At 59.7% G+C, this 20,233-nt stretch carries 13 protein-coding genes; 5 read left to right on the forward strand and 8 right to left on the reverse strand.

Annotated elements, in window-relative coordinates; genetic code table 11:
• Positions 1-25: 25 nt before the first annotated feature.
• The 4 genes from ABIB73_RS24700 to ABIB73_RS24715 are packed head-to-tail and all read left to right on the forward strand — an operon-like array spanning position 26 to position 4,824.
• Entirely contained in the window at positions 26-1,249 is a 1,224-nt protein-coding gene (locus ABIB73_RS24700; RefSeq protein ID WP_354228223.1) for an acyltransferase family protein, read from the forward strand.
• Positions 1,250-1,263: 14 nt separating this feature from the next.
• Complete coding sequence (locus ABIB73_RS24705) at positions 1,264-2,604, forward strand: hypothetical protein (RefSeq protein WP_354228225.1); 1,341 nt, start codon at positions 1,264-1,266, stop codon at positions 2,602-2,604.
• Positions 2,605-2,626: 22 nt separating this feature from the next.
• Positions 2,627-3,733: an acyltransferase family protein gene (locus tag ABIB73_RS24710; RefSeq protein WP_354228266.1), complete on the forward strand. Its 1,107-nt coding sequence runs from the start codon at positions 2,627-2,629 to the stop codon at positions 3,731-3,733.
• Positions 3,730-4,824, forward strand: coding sequence for an acyltransferase family protein (locus ABIB73_RS24715; protein WP_354228227.1), 1,095 nt, complete (start codon positions 3,730-3,732; stop codon positions 4,822-4,824). Before ABIB73_RS24710 ends, ABIB73_RS24715 begins: the two co-directional genes overlap by 4 nt.
• 5 nt (positions 4,825-4,829) lie before the next feature.
• On the opposite strand, the gene ABIB73_RS24720 is transcribed toward ABIB73_RS24715, so the two are convergent.
• The 4 genes from ABIB73_RS24720 to ABIB73_RS24735 form a co-directional block, all read right to left on the reverse strand.
• Positions 4,830-6,176 carry an acyltransferase family protein gene (locus ABIB73_RS24720; protein WP_354228229.1) on the reverse strand — a complete coding sequence of 449 codons (1,347 nt, stop codon included), beginning with the start codon at positions 6,174-6,176 and terminating at the stop codon, positions 4,830-4,832.
• 136 nt (positions 6,177-6,312) lie between these two features.
• Positions 6,313-7,413: an acyltransferase family protein gene (locus tag ABIB73_RS24725; protein ID WP_354228231.1), complete on the reverse strand. Its 1,101-nt coding sequence runs from the start codon at positions 7,411-7,413 to the stop codon at positions 6,313-6,315.
• A 216-nt stretch (positions 7,414-7,629) separates the two neighbouring features.
• A complete protein-coding gene (locus tag ABIB73_RS24730) occupies positions 7,630-12,237 on the reverse strand; it encodes a beta strand repeat-containing protein (protein WP_354228233.1) in 4,608 nt (1,535 codons plus the stop codon).
• 269 nt (positions 12,238-12,506) lie between these two features.
• On the reverse strand, positions 12,507-13,616 hold the full coding sequence (locus ABIB73_RS24735) for a glycosyltransferase (RefSeq protein WP_354228235.1): 1,110 nt from the start codon (positions 13,614-13,616) through the stop codon (positions 12,507-12,509).
• Positions 13,617-13,793: 177 nt separating this feature from the next.
• Between ABIB73_RS24735 and ABIB73_RS24740 the strand changes: the two genes are divergently transcribed.
• Positions 13,794-14,975 carry a glycoside hydrolase family protein gene (locus ABIB73_RS24740; RefSeq protein ID WP_354228237.1) on the forward strand — a complete coding sequence of 394 codons (1,182 nt, stop codon included), beginning with the start codon at positions 13,794-13,796 and terminating at the stop codon, positions 14,973-14,975.
• 35 nt (positions 14,976-15,010) lie between these two features.
• Here ABIB73_RS24740 and ABIB73_RS24745 read toward each other — a convergent pair whose 3' ends face one another.
• From ABIB73_RS24745 to ABIB73_RS24760, 4 genes are all read right to left on the reverse strand, one after another.
• On the reverse strand, positions 15,011-15,757 hold the full coding sequence (locus tag ABIB73_RS24745) for a hypothetical protein (protein ID WP_354228239.1): 747 nt from the start codon (positions 15,755-15,757) through the stop codon (positions 15,011-15,013).
• Between the two features lie 150 nt (positions 15,758-15,907).
• Positions 15,908-17,350: an oligosaccharide flippase family protein gene (locus ABIB73_RS24750; RefSeq protein ID WP_354228241.1), complete on the reverse strand. Its 1,443-nt coding sequence runs from the start codon at positions 17,348-17,350 to the stop codon at positions 15,908-15,910.
• 183 nt (positions 17,351-17,533) lie between these two features.
• The gene (locus tag ABIB73_RS24755) at positions 17,534-18,946 is read right to left on the reverse strand and encodes a hypothetical protein (protein ID WP_354228242.1); all 1,413 of its coding nucleotides are present in this window, start codon (positions 18,944-18,946) and stop codon (positions 17,534-17,536) included.
• Positions 18,947-19,015: 69 nt separating this feature from the next.
• Positions 19,016-20,215 carry a glycosyltransferase family 4 protein gene (locus tag ABIB73_RS24760; RefSeq protein WP_354228244.1) on the reverse strand — a complete coding sequence of 400 codons (1,200 nt, stop codon included), beginning with the start codon at positions 20,213-20,215 and terminating at the stop codon, positions 19,016-19,018.
• Between the last annotated feature and the right edge of the window lie 18 nt (positions 20,216-20,233).

Consider the following 20,233-nt stretch of genomic DNA (forward strand, 5'->3'; position numbering starts at 1 on the left):
CACTGCAAGGTGCAAGGAAGCTGCCGTGACTGTGTCTGTTCATCGCGAGAAAACGCATGTCCTCACTCTGGACAGCATTCGTGGAATTGCCGCGGTTACCGTGGTCATTCACCACGTGATCTTGATGCCGACCTTCCTTGCGGCATTTCCTAACCACGCGTGGATTGACGGCCCGTTCTTCCGTAGCGGCGGATTTCTCGTCGATCTCTTTTTCGTGCTCAGCGGCATGGTGATGTCGTTGAGCTACGTACAATCGGACTTCGGTCATTTTTCCTTGCGCGACTTCATGGTCCGGCGGTTCGCGCGCGTTTATCCCCTGCACATCGTGATGCTCTTCGTCACGCTGCTGTTTCGATTGGTCCGCATCGGGCTCGTCATGGCCGGAGTCATCGTCGCGGTTCCTGCGGCCTTCGAAGTCAACAATGCCTATTCGTTCTTCCTGAACGTTTTCCTGCTCCATTCGCTGGGGTTCGTTCACTACTTGAACTGGAACGCACCGAGTTGGAGCATCAGCGTCGAGTTTTACACCTACCTGGTTTTCGGAGTCGTCGTGCTGATCGCGCAAAGGCTCGGTTCGCTTCGCTGGCTCTACGTTTTCGCGGTGCTTCTCGCTGCCGGAAGCTGGTTCACGCTTGTAGTGATACTTGAGAAGCGCGACCTCGGAGCACAGTACGATTTTGGTCTCTTGCGCTGTTTTACAAGCTTCTTCATCGGTGTGCTCACGGTGAAGGCCGTCGCGCTGTTGCCGAGCCGTGTTCGTCGAGCCAACGTCTACTGGCTTGGCGGGTTTCAGCTAGCGGCCATGGTCGCCACCTTCGCGCATGTCTGGCTCGTGGAGGCCTATCCCTGGATCAGCTTCGCCGCGCCGCTCACATTCGCGGTGTTTCTCGGCTCCCTTCTCGCGTTTCCGAATGCTGCGATCGTGCCGCCGATCCTCGTCGCCAAACCGCTGGTTTGGCTCGGCGCGCGATCGTATTCGATCTACATGGTCCATGCTTTTGTTGTCTTGCTCGCCGAGTATTTCGTTCGGGCATTGGGGGCTCGACCGATCGCGGCTCTTGATGCCGTGTATCCCGGGCTGTCTACGACCTTGAACCTGGTTGTCGTTCTCGCCGCTGTTCTGGTTTTGTCAAATTTGACTTACCTCTACGTCGAGCTTCCGGGCGGCAGGTTGACCAAGAATATCCTCGGCAAAATTCCCAATCTGTCGTCGTCTGCCGCCGTGCCATCCGCACGGCCATCGAACTAGGGAGTTCGGTGCAAATGATAGCTCGTACGGTAGTACCCCAGCATAGGCTGTTACCCGATTTCGGCTTCAATCTCGAAGCTGTGGCGCTTACGCTCTATATATTCCGCGACGCTTTCGGCGGCGCGATGCGATATTATACGAGTGTCTTTCACGTCGGCGCACTTTGGTTTCTGCCGGATGTTGTCGCGATACTGTGCATTGGCTTGTTTTTCCAGCGCTGCATCGTGCGGAACAGAAGTGTCATGGCAGCTCTTGTTCTGCTCCAGATCGTGCTGTCGCTTGGCATCGGGTACTTTTTTCTGGGCACGGTCAACGCCCTTTCGTCATCCTTCAAGATGATGCTTCCCGTATTTGTCGGCTTCTCCTTTTGCGACAGCAATCTTGGGTCGTACAAAAAATTGCTGATGATCTTCACGGGCGTGTTTTACGCTTCGATCATCGGTGTGTTCTTGTCCAAATACACGACCATGCCGTGGACCGGCTTCAAATACGAATCGTTCGGCGCGGTCCGGGAGGCGGGGCGGTTGTGGTGGGCCGCCGCGGAGCAGCGTCTCTCGGGCTTTGCCGCAGACAATACGATGGCTGCGTTCTTCATTCTGATCACGTTCGTCGTGACTTCGATCCGGCGAAGCACCTTGTGGTGCTTGATATTTGGTTCGATTGCGGTCTACGCGATCAAGCTGACGACGAGCAAGACAACGATGCTCGTGCTCCTGCTTTACATGGTGTTGCTGTTGCTCGTGCGGAACCTGCCGGAACGAATGAAGTTCTCGGCCGTGCGGACGATCGCATTGTCATCGTTCGCCGCGATTTTTGCGCCGGCGATTCTCGTCCTGCTTGCCTCGGGCGCGTCGGTTGGCAACAAGGATTTGCTGTTCAGCATGATGGACAGGATCAATAACAGCTGGCAGTTGCCTTTCGTGTACATGAACGAGCTGATGCCGGTTGGCTTCATCACCGGATGTGGCGCCGGTTGTTTTAACTACCCGCAACAATTGTTCTCGAACCTGACTTCGTATTGGGTGCCGGTCGATAATTTTTATATCGGTACGTACCTCATGTTCGGGGTGCCGTTCATTGTTTTCATGTGGATGGTGTTCCGGGCGACTTTTCTGGTCACCGATATCTATAAGTTGTCCCTGATATTCACGGTCAATCTCTTCACGATCACAGTTCTGAACTATGGTCCCTCTACAGGGTTGCTGATGATCGCGCTGAGCTTCAGCGAGGTATTCTCGCGTCGCGCGTCTGTTGTTCTGCAAGTGCCTTCTCGACGACCGGATTTGGGGCGCGCAAATCTGTCGGACGACGAGCGTCCAGTTATCGGAACGAATGTGCCGCGGCCCGCCTCGTAGGCCGAGCCAAGGAAGGGTTGTGATGCATAAACGATTGGCATTCGTTGACACGCTTCGCGGCATCGCCGTGCTGTCGGTCGTGCTTCAGCACGCGCTGGAGCAGATCGTGCTCAACCAGCCAACCGGAAACTACTATTGGGCGTTTCACCATGCGCTCGGGGAGTATTTCAACTTCGGCCGCTTTGGCGTGGTGCTGTTCTTCTTTGTCAGCGGCTTCGTGATCCCCTACAGCTTTCCGAACAGCGCCGCGCCGGTTCGAGACTTCGCCGTCAGTCGCTTTTTCCGCCTTTATCCGGCGTACTGGCTGTCGCTCGTCGTCTTGTTGGTTCTCTCCCCGGTCATCGAGGGAAAAAGCTTCCCGCTGTCGCACGTCGCGGCCAACGCGACCATGTTTCAGATGTTCATGGGCATTCCCAACATCCGGATCGCCTATTGGACTCTGGCGGTCGAGCTGATGTTCTACATCAGCTGTATTTTCTTGTTCGCGACCGGCTTTCTCACACGCCGCCTGACTGCGTTCCAGATTGTCATCGCAACGTGCGTCGTCGGCATCATCGCTTTCCCGGTCGTCAAGATTCATGCTGTGTGGGGCGTGCTCGAACTGGCCCTTGACTTGACTGCGATGTTCTTCGGCAAGGTGATCCGCGATGCCGTCATGGAAGGCAAGCTCAATTGGCGCCACGTCGGGATCTGCGCCGTCCTGTACGTGATCTTCGCGGCGGGCGTTGCGTATAAGCGTTACGGCGTCGACTACCAGGAGAATTTCTTCTGCGCTTACGGAATGGGCGCCGCCTACATTCTGGCAGCCCTTGTGTTCATTGGCTTCGCAGCTCTTGGCGAGAAGGCTGCCTGGAGCTTCATGTCGTTCGTCGGAACGATCAGTTTTTCGATCTATCTGATGGGATCGTTTGCCATGATCGTGATCTTCTACTTCTTTGGCGCCGGCAATGGCCCCTTGCAGTGGCTTCTCTTCGCGCTTGCGGTGGTCGCAGCTTCGATCCTCGTCAGCTGGGTGACCTATCTGACTGTCGAAAAGCCCTGCATCAACTTCGGCCATCGGTTCAGATCCCCTCGGGCCTTTGCTTCCGTTCCGCTCCAACCCTCCTTGCGAAGCCAGGGGGCAGAGTGACGACGTCGGCGGACGCGTCTTATGCCGAGGCCGGTGGCGGTTTCGTACCGTCGATTCAGGGGCTTCGCGGCGTCGCCGCGTTGAGTGTCCTGATCGACCATTTTTGCGACATGCCGAAGGGAGGCGTCTACGACATCCCCAATCCCGGTTTTCTTCCGCCGATTTGGCCGTGGTTGCAATCGGCAATCAACTCCGGCGGGCACGGCGTCGAACTGTTCTTCATGATTAGCGGCTTTCTGATCCCAGCGAGTCTGGTGCGGCACGGGGCGATCGGAAGGTTCATGTACGATCGCGTCCTGCGCATCATGCCGGTATTCGTCGCGCTGCATCTGGCGTTGTTCGTGGCCGGCCCGAGCGTAGGATACAAGTTCTTCCGGGGGATCGACCTGCCGACCTATCTCCAGGTGTTCTTTGCCAACCTGCTCTTCGTCCAGGACGCGCTCGGGCTTCCGATTGCCCAGCAGAACGCCTGGACGTTGACCTATGAATGGGCCTTCTACATCCTGTTCGCGTTGTGCTTTGGCGCGGTCGTGCGGCTGAAGAGTTGGTGGCTTGCAGCGCCGCTGATCCTCCTCGGCTTCCTCTGCGTCCTGCATTGGCCGATCACCGCCTTCTTCGTCGTCGGCATGCTGTTCAGCGCGAGCAATCTACGCTTCCGGGTGACGGGGGCGATGGGAGTTGTTACCGGGCTCGCCTGTTTTGCTGCCATGTATGTCGCACTCGATGTGCTGCATCCGTTCGTAGCGCTGATCCCTGGCTTTCTTCTGTTCGGAATGGTGCTGGCGACGGGATCGGGGATGGCCGGTCTGTTGAGCCTGGCGCCGCTGCAATACCTCGGCAAGATCAGCTACAGCCTCTATCTCGTTCACCCCTTCGTGCTGTTCCCGTTGCAGGTCATCGGGTTGAAGCTGGTCGATCGCGGCGTCGATCGCTGGCTGCTGTGGAGCGGGTTCGTGATTTTCGGGCTTGCGCTCGCCTTGATTGCGAGCGCGCTCAGCTACGAGATCATCGAGATACGCGTGCGCCGGATCATCGACAGGACGCTCCGGAACATGTTCGCGCGGAAAATGGCGCAAAGCCCGGCGGCTTGATCCTGCTAGGCCGGCCTTTGGTAGAACCGTCGCAGACGAAGCGCCGGTTTTTCAATGACGTTCCAGGAGAATGCCGCAAATCCCAGCGTCAGCACCACGACGATCGGCAGGATCAGGGCCAGGGAGAGTCGATGGTCTGGCCCCGCAAAGCGCTGGAAAATGTCGATCGTCGCCTGTGTGATTGGAAAGCCGTAGAGATAGATGCCGTAGGACAGGTCCTGGCGGAACAGGCGATCGAATGCCGCAAAAGTCTGCATGCCGATATAGACCGTGCAGTAGGTCAGGAATATGCCGGCGAGCGGCAGCAGCACGTTCAGCCACATCATCACGGCGTAGCAGGCGGCGGACATCGCAAAGATCGCCCAGTGGATCGGCACGTATCTGGCGTTCAGGCGGAACACCATGCCGAAGAAGAACATGAAAACGAGATACCAGCCGGCCAGCCTTGTCGAATCCTGCCGGACGTTGAAGGTCGCGGGATCGATGAAGTAAGCGAGGAGTTCGGCCATGAGCGCGACGCCGACAAGGAGCGTGATCCAGCGGATCTTTCGCGACTCACTCGAGATCATGCGCACGAACAGAAGCGCGAAGGCGAAGACGTAGCACCAGAGCTCCCAGGGCAAGGTCCAGAGATTGGCGTTGACCATCTCCGGCCAGGGATTGTGCAGGAAAAGGCCTGGCAGCTCGAACGTGACATGACCGACGATGTTGCCGAAGTAGCGGTAGAACTGGTACTCGGAGAGATATTGCGACAGAGGCAATTGCGTCAGCAGCGGTCCGACCACGAGCGCACAGAGCGTCACCTCGACGCTGAGCGCCGGGACAATGCGCAATACGCGGTTGATGAAAAACGTCTTGAGATCCGGGTTCTTGATGGCGCTGCCGGTCACCAGGAAGCCGCTGAGTGCGAAGAACATCCCGACGAGCGCAATGAGTCCGGGTCTGAGCAGCTCCTGGATGATTTCGGACGCGTGGAGATGGCCGAAGGACAGCGCGGTCAATCCACCCATCTTGTCAAACGCGACGGCGCCGGGATCCTTGAGCACATAGACGGCCATTCCTGGTTCATCGAGCTTCTTGACGAAGGCGGCACCGGCGAACAGGCCGGCAACTGCGACGCGACAGTGATGCGACAGGATGACCAGCGACAGCAGGTGCCGCATCATGTTGAAGCCCGGTCCGAGACCGTTGTTCTTCGCCAGAATGCTTTCCGCGGTTTCCTGCCGCGCCAGGCTGGACTGGATGGTGTCGGGGAGCCGCCGGAAGCGCGACGGGCTGGGGGAGCGCTCGCGGCCGAGGGCGCCCGGCAACGAAACGGCTGCGAGCTCAACGTCTCGATCCGGTTGCGACATTCTCGTACAGCCTTTCATGTGCCGTTTTGGCCGGCATCAGCGGATGCCACGGAGTTAGAGCCAATTCATGGCCGTGACGCTGCCGAGGCCGTTTTTGCGTAGCACCGAACCGAGGTCTTCGCCCAACCGGTCGCCGCTATGCGACAATCGAGCGGCGGCGTCCCAGCCTGCGGCAATAACCAATCAGAGGTTGCTCGACATACCAATGGATCAGGATCCCGGCGAGGACCGAGCAGACCACTGCAAGAATGACGAAGAGAGCGGACGGTAATGGATTGTGGAGACGGGCCGATAGCTGGATCAGCACGATCGCGGCTGCAGCGTGGGTGAGGTAGATCGAATAGGAGGCGTCACCGAGCAGCATGCCGATGGAATGCAGCGGTCCCGGCTTTTCGGTGGAAACGATGCCCAGCCAGACGACGATCGTCGCGAACAGGGTCCACCATAAGGCGCGGAGCCCATTGTCTTCCGAAAGAGTCGCCCCGACAATGACGGTTGCCAGGGTGGCCGCAGCGACGGTGAGCAGGAATGCCGCCGGATATCGGCTGCGTACCAGGGGATGCCCCTTCAGCCAGAGCAGGCCCAGCGCGAAGCCCATGCCGAACTGAAGGTTGGGCATCATGATGTTGCCGTAGCCAACCACGGTCGCGAGGGCGAGGCCTGTGCTCTCCGGATGCAGCAGTTCCGGCCACGCCAGAAGACGAGCCGCCGCGTACCAGGCCAGCGGCGCAAGGAACCAGGCGACCAGCAGCGACAATCGGGGCCGCGGACGCAACATCGTGAGCGCGAACAGGATGTAGAAGATGAACTCATGCCTGAGCGTCCACACAACATAGGGCCTCAGTTCCCCGATCGGCCAGAGCGCCAGAGCCCTCAGGCCGGGCAGAGGATCGAGTTTTCCTGAGCCGGCCAGCGACAGCAAGTTGTATCCGATGACGCATACCCACATGAAGGGAATGATGCGGACGAAGCGCCGGAGAAAGAACTCCGCGAGCGTGCTGCGGATCGGGCCGAATGAAACAATCGTGATGATGAAGCCGCTGATGACGAAGAAGATCGCGACGCCGAACAGGCCGGTTTCCGCGAGCAGGAAAGGGCTCTCGCCGTAAGAGGGCGGCAGACTGACCAGCCAGTTGACGTGCCAGATCACGACCAGAATGGCTGCGAAACCGCGCAGGTATTGAATTCCCGGTACGATTCCGCCCTTGGGGGACCGTGCGCCCTCGATATCCGTCAATGTCGCCTCAATGCCGCGCTGGTTCTCGATTTTACCGATCGCTTCGGGGATCGGTCAAATCCTGATTTTTGGGCGCGATGATGATGTATGAGGCAATGCCGCTACGATCAGGCGATCGCATGCGGGCGCGCCATGTCGGGGATGGCAGAGTTCTGTGCCCCGTTGGTCCCGGATGAGTGCGGCGAAGCGGGAATTCGCCGCACGCAACCCGGTCGATCAGGCGAACAGGAAGTCGTTGCTGGTCAAGTTCGTGGCGACGACATTCTTCAGCAGGATCGAGTCGCTCGCCGTGACGTGAACCAGGGTGTCGGCACCGGACTGACTGAACTGGAGATGGCTGTAGTCGGTGGCCATGAGTTTTGCGATCGCGACCGTGTCGTGGCCCGTCCCTGATCCGGCATGGAAGCCGTTCGCTACGTCGTTGCCGCCGTCGAAGGAGATCGTCGTCGATCCGGCGCCGGCCACAGCAAAGGTGTCGTTTCCGGCGCCGCCGGCAAGCGTGAGGCCTGCCACCTTGGCCGATGCGTTGTGTGTTCCGTCCGAGTTCAGGATATCGACATAGGCCAGATTGCCGGCTGTATTGTAGGAGTCGTGCTCGGTGTTGGTGGCATTGAAGTAGAAATTGTCGTGCGAAGTGTCGGCGTTGGTGACGTACATCTTGGTCTTGACACCGTCCGCATAAACGGTCGTCGAGGACGAGCCGTCGGTGTTCTGAGCGAAGTCGCTGGCGATCTTGCCGTTCGAATAGGTCTGGGTATCTTTCGAGCCGTCGGCATTCGTGACGTAGATCGAAGTCTTGACGCCGCTGCTGAAGTTGGTCGTTGTGGTGTTGCCGTCGGCCTTTGCCACTGTCTGGGTCACGTCGCCCGACGTGTCGAACGTGGACGTCAGGGTCGAGCCGTCGGTGTGGTTCTGCACCTCGGTCGTCTTGTGCCCGGTGGTATCGTACTGGTCGGTCGTGATGCTGCCGTCCGAGTTGACGACCTTGGTGTATTGCAGCGTGCCATCGGAGTGCAGATCGGTGATCGACGTGATCGTGCCGTCCGCCTTGGTCTGCTGGATTTCGGTGGTGTAGGCCTTGCCGGTGACGTTGAAGAACGTATTGGTGTGCGTGCCGTCGGCATGCGTTTCATACGTCGCTGTCTTGACATCGTTGCTGTAGACCGTCGTCGCCGATGAGCCGTCTGTTTTCTGGATTAGCGTGCTGGTCAGGTGGCCAGCCGTGTAGAGATCGGACTCCTTCGAGCCGTCGGCGTTCGTGATGTAGACCGAAGTCTTGACGCCGCTGCTGTAGTTGGTCGTCGTGGCGTCACCGCTGGCCTTCGCCACCGTCTGCGTGACGTTTCCTGCCGTATCGTAGGTGGACGTCAGTGTCGAGCCGTCAGTGTAGTTGAGGACCTCTGTCGTCTTGTGGCCGGCACTGTCATACTGGTCGGTGGTGATGCTGCCATCCGCGTTGACGACCTTGGTGTACTGCAAGGTGCCGTCTGCGTGAAGGTCGGTGATCGCCGTGATGGTGCCGTCGGCCTTGGTTTTCTGGATCTCGGTCGTGTAGGCCTGGCCGGTAACGTTGTAGGACGTGTTCGTATGTGTTCCGTCGGCGTTGGTGACGTATGTCTTGGATTTGACGCCGCTGGCGAAGACCGTCATCGTCGATGAGCCGTCGGTCTTCTGGACGAGGTCGCTGGTGAGCTGCCCGCTGGTGAACAACTCGGTCTCTTTGGTGCCATCGGCGCTGGTGATGTAGATCGAGGTCTGCACGCCGGCACTGAGGTTGGTGGTCGTGGTGGTGCCGTCGACCGCCTTGGCCACGGTCTGTGTCACGACGCCAGACGTGTTGTAGGTCGTGGTGACGCTCGAACCGTCGGCGTAGCTGCGCACCTCCGACGTCTTCTGGCCGGTATTGCTGTAAAGGCCTGTCGTGGTGCTGCCGTCGCCGTTCAGCACCTTGGTGTACTGTGTCGTGCCGTCGGCGTGCAGGTTGGTGATGGCGGTCACCGTTCCGTCGGCCTTTGTGGTCTGGGTCTGCGTCGTATAGGGCTGGCCGGTGATGTTGTAGAACGTGTTGGTGTGCGTGCCATTGGTGTTGGTGACGTACACCTTGGATTTGACGCCGTTGGCATAGACCGTCATGGACGACGATCCGTCGGTCTTCTGCACGAGATCGCTGGCGATCTGGCCGCTGGTGAACAGCTTGGTCTCTTTGGTGCCGTCGGCGCTGGTGACGTAGATCGAGGTCTGAACGCCGGCGCTGTAGTTCGTGGTGGTGGTGGTGGCGTCGCCGGCCTTCGCGACGGTCTGTGTCACCACGCCCGACGTATTGTAGTTCGTGGTGACGCTCGAGCCGTCGGCGTAGCTACGCACCTCCGACGTCTTCTGCCCGGCATTGTTGTAGAAGCCGGTCGTGGTGCTGCCGTCACCGTTCAGCACCTTCGTGTACTGTGTCGTGCCGTCGGCGTGCAGATTGGTGATGGCGGTCACCGTTCCGTCGGCCTTGGTCGTCAGAATCTGCGTCGCATAGGCCTGGCCCGTGACGTTGTAGAACGTATTGACGTGCGACCCGTCGATGTTGGTGACATACACCTTGGACTTGACGCCGTTCGTGTAGACCGTCGTGGACGACGATCCGTCCGTCTTCTGCACGAAATCACTGGCGAGTTGGCCGGAGCTGAACAGCTTGGTCTCTTTGGTGCCGTCGGCGCTTGTGATGTAGATCGAGGTCTGAACGTCGGCGCTGTAGTTCGTGGTGGTGGTGGCGCCGTTGGCCTTCGCGACAGTCTGCGTCACCACGCCTGTCGTATTGTAGTTCGTGATAAGGCTCGAACCGTCGGGGTAGTTGCGCACCTCCGACGTCTTCTGGCCGGCATTGTTGTAGAGGCCGGTGGTGGTGCTGCCGTCAGCGTTCACCACCTTCGTGTACTGCGTCGTGCCGTCGGCGTGCAGGTCGGTGACGGTCGTGACCGTTCCGTCCGCCTTTGTCGTGAGGATCTGGGTGGCGTATGCCTGCCCGGTGATGCCGTAGAACGTATTGGTATGCGTTCCATCGGCGTTGGTGACATATGTCTTGGACTTCAGGCCGTTTGCGTAAACGGCGGTCGAGACGGAGCCGTCCGCATTCTTGATGGTCTCGCTTGCGACACTGCCGTCCGAATTGTAGTCGGTGGTCTGCTTCACGCCGTCTGCACTGACGATAGTTTCCTGCGTTTTCACGCCGGCCGAGTACAGAACCGTGTCGCTGGTCCCGTCGACATTGACAAGCGACTTGCTGGTGATGACGCCGTTGGTGAAATTCGAGGTCGAGGTTCCCGTCAGCGTACCGGTCGCATTGAAGAGCTTCGTCTCACTCCAGCTCGTCGTCGAGGTCGTCACGGAAAAGGAGTAGCCGCCCTGAATGGCCGCAAGGGCGTTACCGTAGTGCGAGATGATGTAATTCATCGTCGATACTGACGCGACAGCGAGCACATGAGTGTCCGTGAGCGTGATCGAATGCAGGGTACTGGACGCGGAGAGGTCGGCGAGTTCCGCGACGATCTCGGCGGCCGTGCCGGTAACGTCGGTAGCCTGGGCCGGATTCGAGGCCGCCGTGGATACACCGTCGATCTCGATGATGATCGGGTGATCGCTCACGGGAATCGTGAACGAGCTGACATTGGTGTAGGTCGCGATCGGTTCGGTCCCGCCGGTGGGATCGTAAACCTTGATGGATTGATGCACGCCATCGAGCTGAACCGTGACGGTCTGGGTCGGATTGCTGATCTCGGTGTTGGTGTACGGATTCCAGACCTTTGGTTCGGCCCAGACCACGAGATCGTAGGCCCCGTTGCTCTTGCCCAGCACCATGCTGTTGCCGGATGCGGGCATGTCGCTAAGCGTGTAGTTCAGCGGGGTCGTCGGCTGGCCGTTGCCTGTTCCGTCGTCGTTGAGGATTGTCGTCAGGTTGTGGACTGCGGTTGCCGCCAGCTTGGGCGTCCCGTCGTCGTAGAACAGTCCGAAATGGCTCTGCGCATCGGTATCGCTGCTGGACGAATTGCGATCGAGCAATTCATAGAGATAGGTCGTGCCGACACCGTCCTTGAAGGCGTCCATCAAGGTATTGAGGATCGACTTCGCCTGAACGGACTCGTTCACGCCGAGGTAAGGCGTGGTGCTCAGCGTCGTATAGCCGGTCTCAGTGATGACCGAGGGATCGCCGGGCGAAACCGAACTCGCAAGCATCGTAGCCGCAGCCACGGCGGCCTGAGGCGTGGTGCCCGTGCTGACATAGGCGTGAGAGTTGGCATAGTCCGACGACGCGCCGAGATTGCCTAGCTTCGCGAAATCCGTGGGATCGTCGTAGCCGAGAGTCAGATTGTAGACGGGAAGTTTTGCGAGCGACGCATCTGCCTTGATCGCACTGTAATACGCCTGCTGAAACTGCGCGGCGGCCTCGATCGTCGAGCTGCCGTTGTAGCTGAACGCCTGGAGATTGACCTCGTTCAGGCCTTCCAGCGCGATGATGCTGCCCGGGTGTGCCGCCTGAAATGCGTCGAGTGCGTTGATGTATTGCTGCAGGCCAGCTGCTCCCGTCGCCGGGATCGACGATGAAACGCCGAGATCGAACTTGTATCCGTCGTTCGCCAAACCGTCGAGAACGGGCTGTGCTCCCGGGATGTTCGTCAAACTGTCACGAAGCGTGGTGACGCCGAGATATTTGAGATCGGCTTCGACGAGCGCGAGATTGTTGTAGCTGCCCCACGCATACGACACGTGCGTGTTGACGCCGATGGAACTCGTGAACGCACTCGCCGATAGAACGGATTGATCAGTACTGGTGATGGTCGTCATGATTCACTCTGGTGATGCCCGCTGTTGTTCATTGCATAGCGGCAAGAGTTTCTCAGTGACGTTAGAAAGAAGGCTAAAGATGTAGGTAACGGCGGCTTTTCGCGGGAAGAACTGCAAGTATTTTCAGCACACTGCAAGACACTGCTTGTTCCGCGCAGGAACTTGCTTCCATTGCCCGATTACGAGTCATTAGTGATGGATTTCGCTGCGCATTGTTCCATGACAGCGCGGTGAAACGTCTTCGCAAATGAAAAATGATTCGTAGCGCGCTAATGCGTGCCCGCGGTGCTCGACGTCGACGCGCCGGGCAATTGATACTCGGTTCGCCATCCGAGTCGCTGTGCGTCACCGTCGGCGATGGCTTCGAGCAGCGGTCGAAGTGCCTTTTTGGCGCCATTGAGATCGCGATGGGCCAGGATTGCCTCAATCGCGAGGATGCCGACGTAACTCATTCGGTTGATGCGATAGGTAATTGGGGAGGTCGTATACCGCTTCTCAATCAAGATTCGGTTCCGGCAGGCATAATAGAGCCGCCAGGCCGGCGCATCCGGGCTGACGAGAGCGCTGCGCGCGCTGGTGCTCGGCTTGTCCCAGGATTCTTCCGCATCGTTGATGCAACCGACATCGGTCAAATAGATGACGATACCTGCGTCCATCAGGCGCAGCGAGTAGTCATGGTCGTCGCTATAGAGGACGAACTCCTTGTTGGGAGGCGAAACCTTCCTGACGGCGGCTATCGGCAACAGCAGCCCGCCATACGGTGCGGTTTCGATCCGACGCAGGTGAAACTCCCCGTAATTGTCCGGATGTCGCCGGCCGGATCGTGCGAACCGTCGCCATAGTTTCGACGGGAGCGAGGCGAGATGGAAATTCAGGAACGAGTTGGGGCGGATTGCCACGGCGTTCTGATCGGCGAGCAGCGTCGGATAGATGCCCCGATGCCTGCGCAATGCGCACAGGCCGATATCGTCTGTCGCGCCGAGCGCCGTATGCAGCGCGAGCAGGCGCTCCAGGAAGCCATCCTCGCCGACGTTGTCGTCGTCCAGAATCAGGACGAACCCCACGTCTTCGTCTTCGAGGCGCTGGGCGGCGGTGATGCCGGCGTGAAAACCGCCGGCCGATCCCAGATTTGCAGCGAGCCTGATGATATCGACAGGTGGTTCCGGTGCGAAATCGTCCGCGGTCACCGGGCGGTTGCAACCGTTGTCCACCACGATCACGCGTTTGATCGCAGGGCTGGCTTGGACCGCCGCAACCGTCCGCCTCACCAATTGCTCGCGCCGTCCATAAGTCACGATGACACATGCGACCGCGCGCCCCGTCTCGGTCGTACGATTGAGGACGATTTGCGGCTTCGATTCGAGGGAGGCGTTCGTCAATTTACTCTCGCTTGGCGTCAAGTCGTTCCATCTGGGCGACATTATAGATACTGAGTGGAATTGGAACGGCAATTCCGCTGGCAACTTTCGCCACAAAAGCGTGCAATCGTGCTGCGATCGGTCCAGCAGTGACTGGCGGCTTCGCCTTTGCCGGTGAGAGCCTATTGTGATCGTATTGTGAAAGCCGGCTTTGTGCGGATGCAGGTGATGGCAGATCAGGATCGAACGCATGCAGTTTCTCGGGCGCATGGAGGCGCAATGTTCCTGGCAGTGAAGAGATTGTTTCTGGCCGCGCTGTTGCTGGCGCTCGGTCTGTTGGCATCCGTCGAGAATGCTGGCGCTGGTCCGCTCACATGGGGGGTCGACGGCCCCGATGGACGGCGCGCAGACCTGAAGGCAATCTTCGAGGTTATGCGGGCCCGCGGGCTTACCCAGTACAGGGTCAGTGCAAATCTCGCGCGGGACACCGATCCCTACGCGGTTCAGATGTACCGGGACATGCTGGCGCTCGCCAAGACCTACGGCATAACGCTCAAGCCGATCTTGGCGACCCCGTTTGCCTGGGGCGATCGCACCGATGGCGGCAAGTATCCGGCCGGCGACTCGAATGCGCTGTACCAGCAGGCCTATTCGAGAACTTACACGTTCGTGATCAATTTTAAGGACCAGATCAACGATTGGGAGATGGGCAACGAGATCAACCTCCTTGCGCTGGATTCGGCCGGCAAGAAGCTCTACGGCCGCGGCTGGACCGCCGAGGAATTCGACACGTCGGTCATGAACGACTGGGCCGCCATCCTCAAAGGCATGTCGGACGCGATCGACAAGATCAATCGCGAGTACGGGTTGCACCTGCGACGCGTGCTCAACACCACGTCGACCATGTTCGGCTTCCTCGACTTCATGGCTTCGAAGGGGGTCGGCTTCGACGTGATCTCGTATCACTACTACGAAGTCCTGAATCAGAATCCGAACCGCGCATGGGGAGGCAGCAGGCAGGCCTACAGTCTGTTCAAGAAACTCGGCTCATATGGCAAGCCGGTCGTGTTCAACGAAATCAACTGCGGAGAGATTTACAAGCCCGCTTACGAGAACGAAGCCGGCAAGCCCCTCACCGAGGCGTGCTATAAGAGCCTGCACGCCACATTGAGTTACATCGTCAATCAGGCCGATGCCGACATTGAGAGCGTGCTGGTCTACGAGTTGCTCGACGAACCGAAGAAGGCTCCGCCGGAAAACCGCTTCGGCCTGATGTACGACATCCATACTCCGAAGGTTCCGCTCTACATGCTGTCGCGTTTTGCGGGAAAGACTCTCGCGCCGCACGAGGCCGAGGAGCTAACCAAGCGCGGAATGTAGGCGCGGCAAGAGCCGCGCCTACGGCAACATTCGGCCTAGATCCAGAGCCACGGGCAAACCGTGTCCAGCCCGACCCGGATGTAGAACTTCCAGATGTTATCCGTTGCGTATCCCTTGTTGTCGAGGCCGCGAATTCCGCTCACCAGCGGCACCGTCCGGAACCGTCGAACGAATTTGGACGTTCTCGGCGCGGCCTCGAAATCGTCGCGCAGCGCCTTTTCGGGGAACGCCGCGGCGGAGGTCTCCTCGTAGAGCTTGCATCTGCCCTGGAGATATTTGCCATATCCTGCGGTGGTCCACGCCATCATGTACATGTCGACGACCTTTTTGGGGTAGTTTCGCATGTTGCAGTAGAACTCGAACCCTTTCGGGGTCTTCTGGATCAGCTTGGCGAGATTCAGGACGACGTAGCGGCCGGTGACCTTCCAGATCGGGGTGTCGGCATCGCATTCCCTGATGAAGCGCGAATTCTCCATCGCGTGGTCGAGCAGGAACAGCTCGCCGTAGCCGCGGCCGTACATCTGCGGATAGTCCAGCCCCGGAAAGGAAATGAACTCGATCTTGTCGACGATGTTCAATTGCTCGGCGATGGCCTTGAGGCTGGACAGGTCGGATTCCGAGTTCTCGACAAAGACGATCCGGTCGATGCACTGGCCGACCAGCCGGCCGTAGAACCAAAGCGCGTCTTCATAATCCTTGCGGCGGAGGGCGGGATCCTTCCGGCCGAGGCTTCGCACGTCGGCTTTCGGCGTGATGGTCGCCGTCATGATCAGAATATTCATGGGTCCTTTCGATGTCATCTCATCAATCCCTCGCGGTCCGGCGCGAGACAGTACGGCAATGCTGTCGGTGGCATGTCGAAGTCTTGCAGGTTTGTCTGATAGTGTGAAGGGCTCCGGGCCGATCGCATCAGCGGCCATCGAGCGCGATGGCTAGGTGGTAGCGACCCGCTCCTTGTTCAGTTCGAGATCGCGCAGGCCGAGCAGGCTCCGTGCCAGCTGTCGATGAAACAGCAGGTAGCTGATCGCGATCGTCAGGACGTACGCGGTTGTGCCAAGCAGCCAGGCTGATTTCGGCGTGGCGGTCATGTCCATCACGCGATTTGCGACAACGAGGCCGAGCATCGTGGCGATAGTTGCGGGCGCAAGCGCCTTGACCAGGTCGAGAACCGGCAGCTTGGTCTCCCAGGAGGTGATCAGCATCGTAGCGACAGACACGATGAGCGTCACCGCAAGATAGATCTTGATGATCCCGATAAGCCCAAATCTCAGGCCGATGACGAACGCTACGATGGTCGAGATGCTGTTCGCGGTCGAAACCCAGAATTGCAGCTGAGCCTTGCCCCGCGACAGCAGCATGGCGCCGCTATAGGCGGTTATCGACTGTGCTGCGCCGGCAATCGACATCAGCCCGACCAGCGGAATGATGCCGGTCCATTTGGCCGGAAAGAACGCGGTGAAAAGATAGTCGGCGCCGAACGTGAGATAGAGCATGCCGGGAAAGACCACGGCCGCCGTCAGCGACAGCACACCGCAAATGATCTCGTTGCGCTCCTGTAGCGATCCCTTTGCGGCCTGACGGCTGAGTGTCGCCATGAGCACGCCGCTGCCGGGCCAGGTGATCACCATCAGCGGAAGGATCATGATCTGGTAAGCCAGACCGTACAGACCGACGGCGGCAGCGCCCACGGCACCGCCGATCAGGACGTTGCCAACCGCGCGACCGGCAAAGTTGAGCAGATTGCTCGCCAGCACCCAACCGCCGAAAGTCAGGATCGAGCGCACGCGGCCCCATTGAAAATTAAGCTGCACATCCCTTCGCGCGATGATGGCGAAGGCCGCGGCGCGAACGATCTGGACGACGACATAGTAGGCGACCAGCGCCCAGACGCCCCAGCCCAGGAAGGCGCCCAGAACGCATGTGAGCACCGAAACGATAACGGCGGTGATCTCGACGCTCGCGACGACCTGGTAGCGCAGGTGGCGTTCGAGAACGGCACGCGGGCCGAGGGCGGCAATGGAGAGCACCACCGAAACCGACAGCGTGGCGAGCACGCTTCCCAGTCCCTCCATCTCGAGACCGGCGGCGAGAGGCGCGGAGATAACCGCCAGGATCACGGCGCAGAGCAAGCCGATGACGCAGATCAGCGTAATCGCGGCGCCCGCGTCGTCCCGATCGAGCGTCGGCCGCTGCACCATGGCGCTTGACATGCCCAGATCGGTCAAGAGCGCGATGAATCCGACGAACGGCAGCGAAAACGTGACGAGTCCGAATTCGGCAGGCGCCGCGAAATACGTCATCATGACGGTCATCGCGAACTGCAGGCCTGATTTGAGAACGTTCATGCCGGACATCGACAGCAGATTTTTCAGCATTACGTCGATCTCCGGGCGCCACGGGATGACGCCCACTCAGGTTCCATACGGCCCAGCCCTGCACCCGCGCGTTTATCTCGCACATGCACAACTGGCAAGACAAGCAATCGGGCAACAGGCATTGCCAAGTTGTTGGGCAGGCCAATTTTTCATTCCGGGAAGCATCGCGGCGTCACGCTGTCGTTACACATCCGATCGGGATGCGCCGGCAGGCTCGAGGAAGCGCCCCTTCCACGCGAGGAGTGCGACGATGGCGGTTGCAGCCACAATCTTCGCAACCAGCGCAATCGCCGACGCCGAGGGCACGGCCGAAAATGCGCCGATGAAGGCGGCGCCCGCGACGGATGCCGCGACAAGCCCCCATCGCGGCGTTGCGCCGAACCGCACCATTGGTCCCGCCGCGAGCACGATGACGATCGCGGTTGCGACGATCGCGCTGACCAGGACGTAGGTCGGCGCTCCCGTGATGGCTTGTGTCGGCACAGCTACGGCCAGGACGAGCAGCAACTGGCAGAGGGCGACGACGACGAGACGCGTGGCGGATTTCGTCAAATGTGGTGCGATCGCGAGCGTGGATTGCAGGTGGCAGTGCATGAAATAGAAGAAAGCTGCGCCTGCCGAGGTCTGGAGAAAGCCTGCGAGAATGGACGCTGGAACGAACAATTTTCCCGCGTCCGGCAGAAATCCGATAAGCCCCCCCAGCATCACCAACGTGGCGCACATGATGAAATCGAGAAGATGCGCGACGGAAGCGCGGGCCTCGTCCGCACTGCCGCGCTCGAATTGATGGACGACTTCCGGGTAGTTGACGGTGTGGATGGCCGCGACGAGTACCGCAAACGGTCGTTGCAGCAGGTCGATTGCCATCGAGAATCCTGCGGTGACCGCGGGAGCGGCGTCGCCCAGGGCCGAAACGACGACGAAGCGTATCGAGACCGGAACTGAAAGGTGGAGCACTGAAGCGCCGGCAGCGAGCATCCCGTAGCGGGCGAAACCACCCCAATCATCGAGCAGGGCGGAGCGCCGCACCTTCTGAAGAGTTTGAGGATGCAGGAGCTGGCCGACGATCAGACTGGCGATTTGGGCGCCCAGCATGCCGAGGAGCGCCGCGTTGGCCGTGCCGTAAAGCCATGCGCCGGCCGTTGCTCCGCCCACCATCAACGTGGCCCGCAGGATGAGCAGAAAAGCGGCTGCGCCAAGTCGGTGCGAGACGCGGACAACCATGAAATGGAGATCCGTCGCGCCCTGGGCCACGGCGAGTGCGAGGCCGACGAAACCCACGCTTGCGGAAATTGGAGTCGCGATCGTAGCGGCCAGGCCGCCGATCACGAGAAGCGCCAGAGCGCTGACGAGCGCGGCACCGAACAGCGAAGATCTCAGTCGAGCTGCGTCTTCTTCGACGGCGGCGGCCAGAAAACGCACCCCGGCCAATTGCAGCCACTCGAACATCAGCACGCTGAGCAGCTGACTCGAAGCGAGCGTGAGGGAAAACGTGGCATAGGCGAGAGGCGAGAGGACTCGGCCCAGCAGAAAGATGAGAATAATCGCGGCCGCACTCTGGTAGACGACGCCGGCAAGCGCGAACAGACGAGTCATGGGAAGGTCAGGCCGCGGGCCGAAGCGCAGGAAACAACAAGCTCATTGCGCAATGCAGTCATCCGGGGGCTATTGCGTGCGCCGGGTCAGGAGGTCGAAGGCGTCGCGATATTCGGCGATGACATCCGCAAATGTGCGTTGGTCGTTCTTTTGGGCGAGCCTGTCGACCATTGCTGCCAACTCCTCGGGATTCGACATGATCCGCAGAATGCTGTCTGCGAGCGATTTCGGATCGGGTGCGGTCAGCCAGCCTACGGCACCCCGTTTCACGGCCTCGGGAATCCCGCCAAATCGCGTCCCCAGGAAAGGCTTTCGCGCCGCCTGAGCGTCGGCGACGACGAGCGGGCCTGGCTCCTCCCAGATCGGCGGAATCACGACGACGTCAATCTGTCGGTAGAATTTCTCGGGCTCGACGAACCCGAGAAATTCGATGCTCGCCTTGGGTGCCATGGCCCTGAGTTCGTGCTGCACCTCAGCCTCTGCGACCCCTGCAATGACGAGCCGCACTCGGTCATGAGGAAGATGCGCGAAGGCCTTGACGAGATTGTAGATGCCTTTCTCTTCCGTCAAACGGCCGATGAATCCGAGGGTCAATATCGGACCCACAGGATCCTTCGAAGGCGCGGAGACGGGCATCGTGGATGCATGGGGAATGACCCGGCGCAACTCGGTATCGGCGAAGAGATCCGTTTCCAGATGGATGTCGAGAATGCGCTGGCTCACACCGACGACTCCGCGCAGATATTTGGTTGCGCTTCGGCGGTTGATGGTCAACAGCCTGCAGCTCATGCAGGTGTGCTCGCAGGCCTTCCCCTGCGAAAAGCGCGAGCACCGTGGACAGGTCAGGTAGTAGTCGTGCAACGTGTGGAGGACCGGCACATTGAGCTCGGCCGCAGCCTTCCACACCGCCGTCGTGAGGCCCGAGAGGTTGTTCGAGTGGAGCACGTCGGGCTTGAATGCCCTTATCCTGCCGGCAACGAGTTCGGCGCTCTGGCTCCAGTCCTCCATCGCATGCCACATTCCCCGCGCAGGCGCGCTTCTCTGTCCGGTGAAGGGCCGGTAGATGTTCTTGACCGGCGCCGAGTAGACGTCGATGCCGTTGCTCGTCTCCATCGGCTGTTCAGGAAACGACGCCGCTCGAACGACTTCGACAGCATCGCCGTTCTTGAGAAGGCCTTCGGCAATGCGACGCACGAATATTTCGGCTCCGCCGACCACCTTCGGTGCGCCCGGTGTCGGGTACAGTGACGATGTGATCAATATCCTCATGGAAAGGATCTCATCCAA

Source organism: Bradyrhizobium sp. F1.4.3 (genome assembly GCF_040548375.1).
Classification (GTDB): domain Bacteria; phylum Pseudomonadota; class Alphaproteobacteria; order Rhizobiales; family Xanthobacteraceae; genus Bradyrhizobium.

Bases quoted from the DNA above. Each gene is read 5' to 3' on its own strand.
- ABIB73_RS24720 (WP_354228229.1), bottom strand. From the start codon at position 6,176: ATGTCGCAACCGGATCGAGACGTTGAGCTCGCAGCCGTTTCGTTGCCG.
- ABIB73_RS24750 (WP_354228241.1), bottom strand. From the start codon at position 17,350: ATGCTGAAAAATCTGCTGTCGATGTCCGGCATGAACGTTCTCAAATCA.
- ABIB73_RS24705 (WP_354228225.1), top strand. From the start codon at position 1,264: ATGATAGCTCGTACGGTAGTACCCCAGCATAGGCTGTTACCCGATTTC.
- ABIB73_RS24755 (WP_354228242.1), bottom strand. From the start codon at position 18,946: ATGACTCGTCTGTTCGCGCTTGCCGGCGTCGTCTACCAGAGTGCGGCC.
- ABIB73_RS24730 (WP_354228233.1), bottom strand. From the start codon at position 12,237: ATGACGACCATCACCAGTACTGATCAATCCGTTCTATCGGCGAGTGCG.
- ABIB73_RS24710 (WP_354228266.1), top strand. From the start codon at position 2,627: ATGCATAAACGATTGGCATTCGTTGACACGCTTCGCGGCATCGCCGTG.
- ABIB73_RS24745 (WP_354228239.1), bottom strand. From the start codon at position 15,757: ATGAATATTCTGATCATGACGGCGACCATCACGCCGAAAGCCGACGTG.
- ABIB73_RS24760 (WP_354228244.1), bottom strand. From the start codon at position 20,215: ATGAGGATATTGATCACATCGTCACTGTACCCGACACCGGGCGCACCG.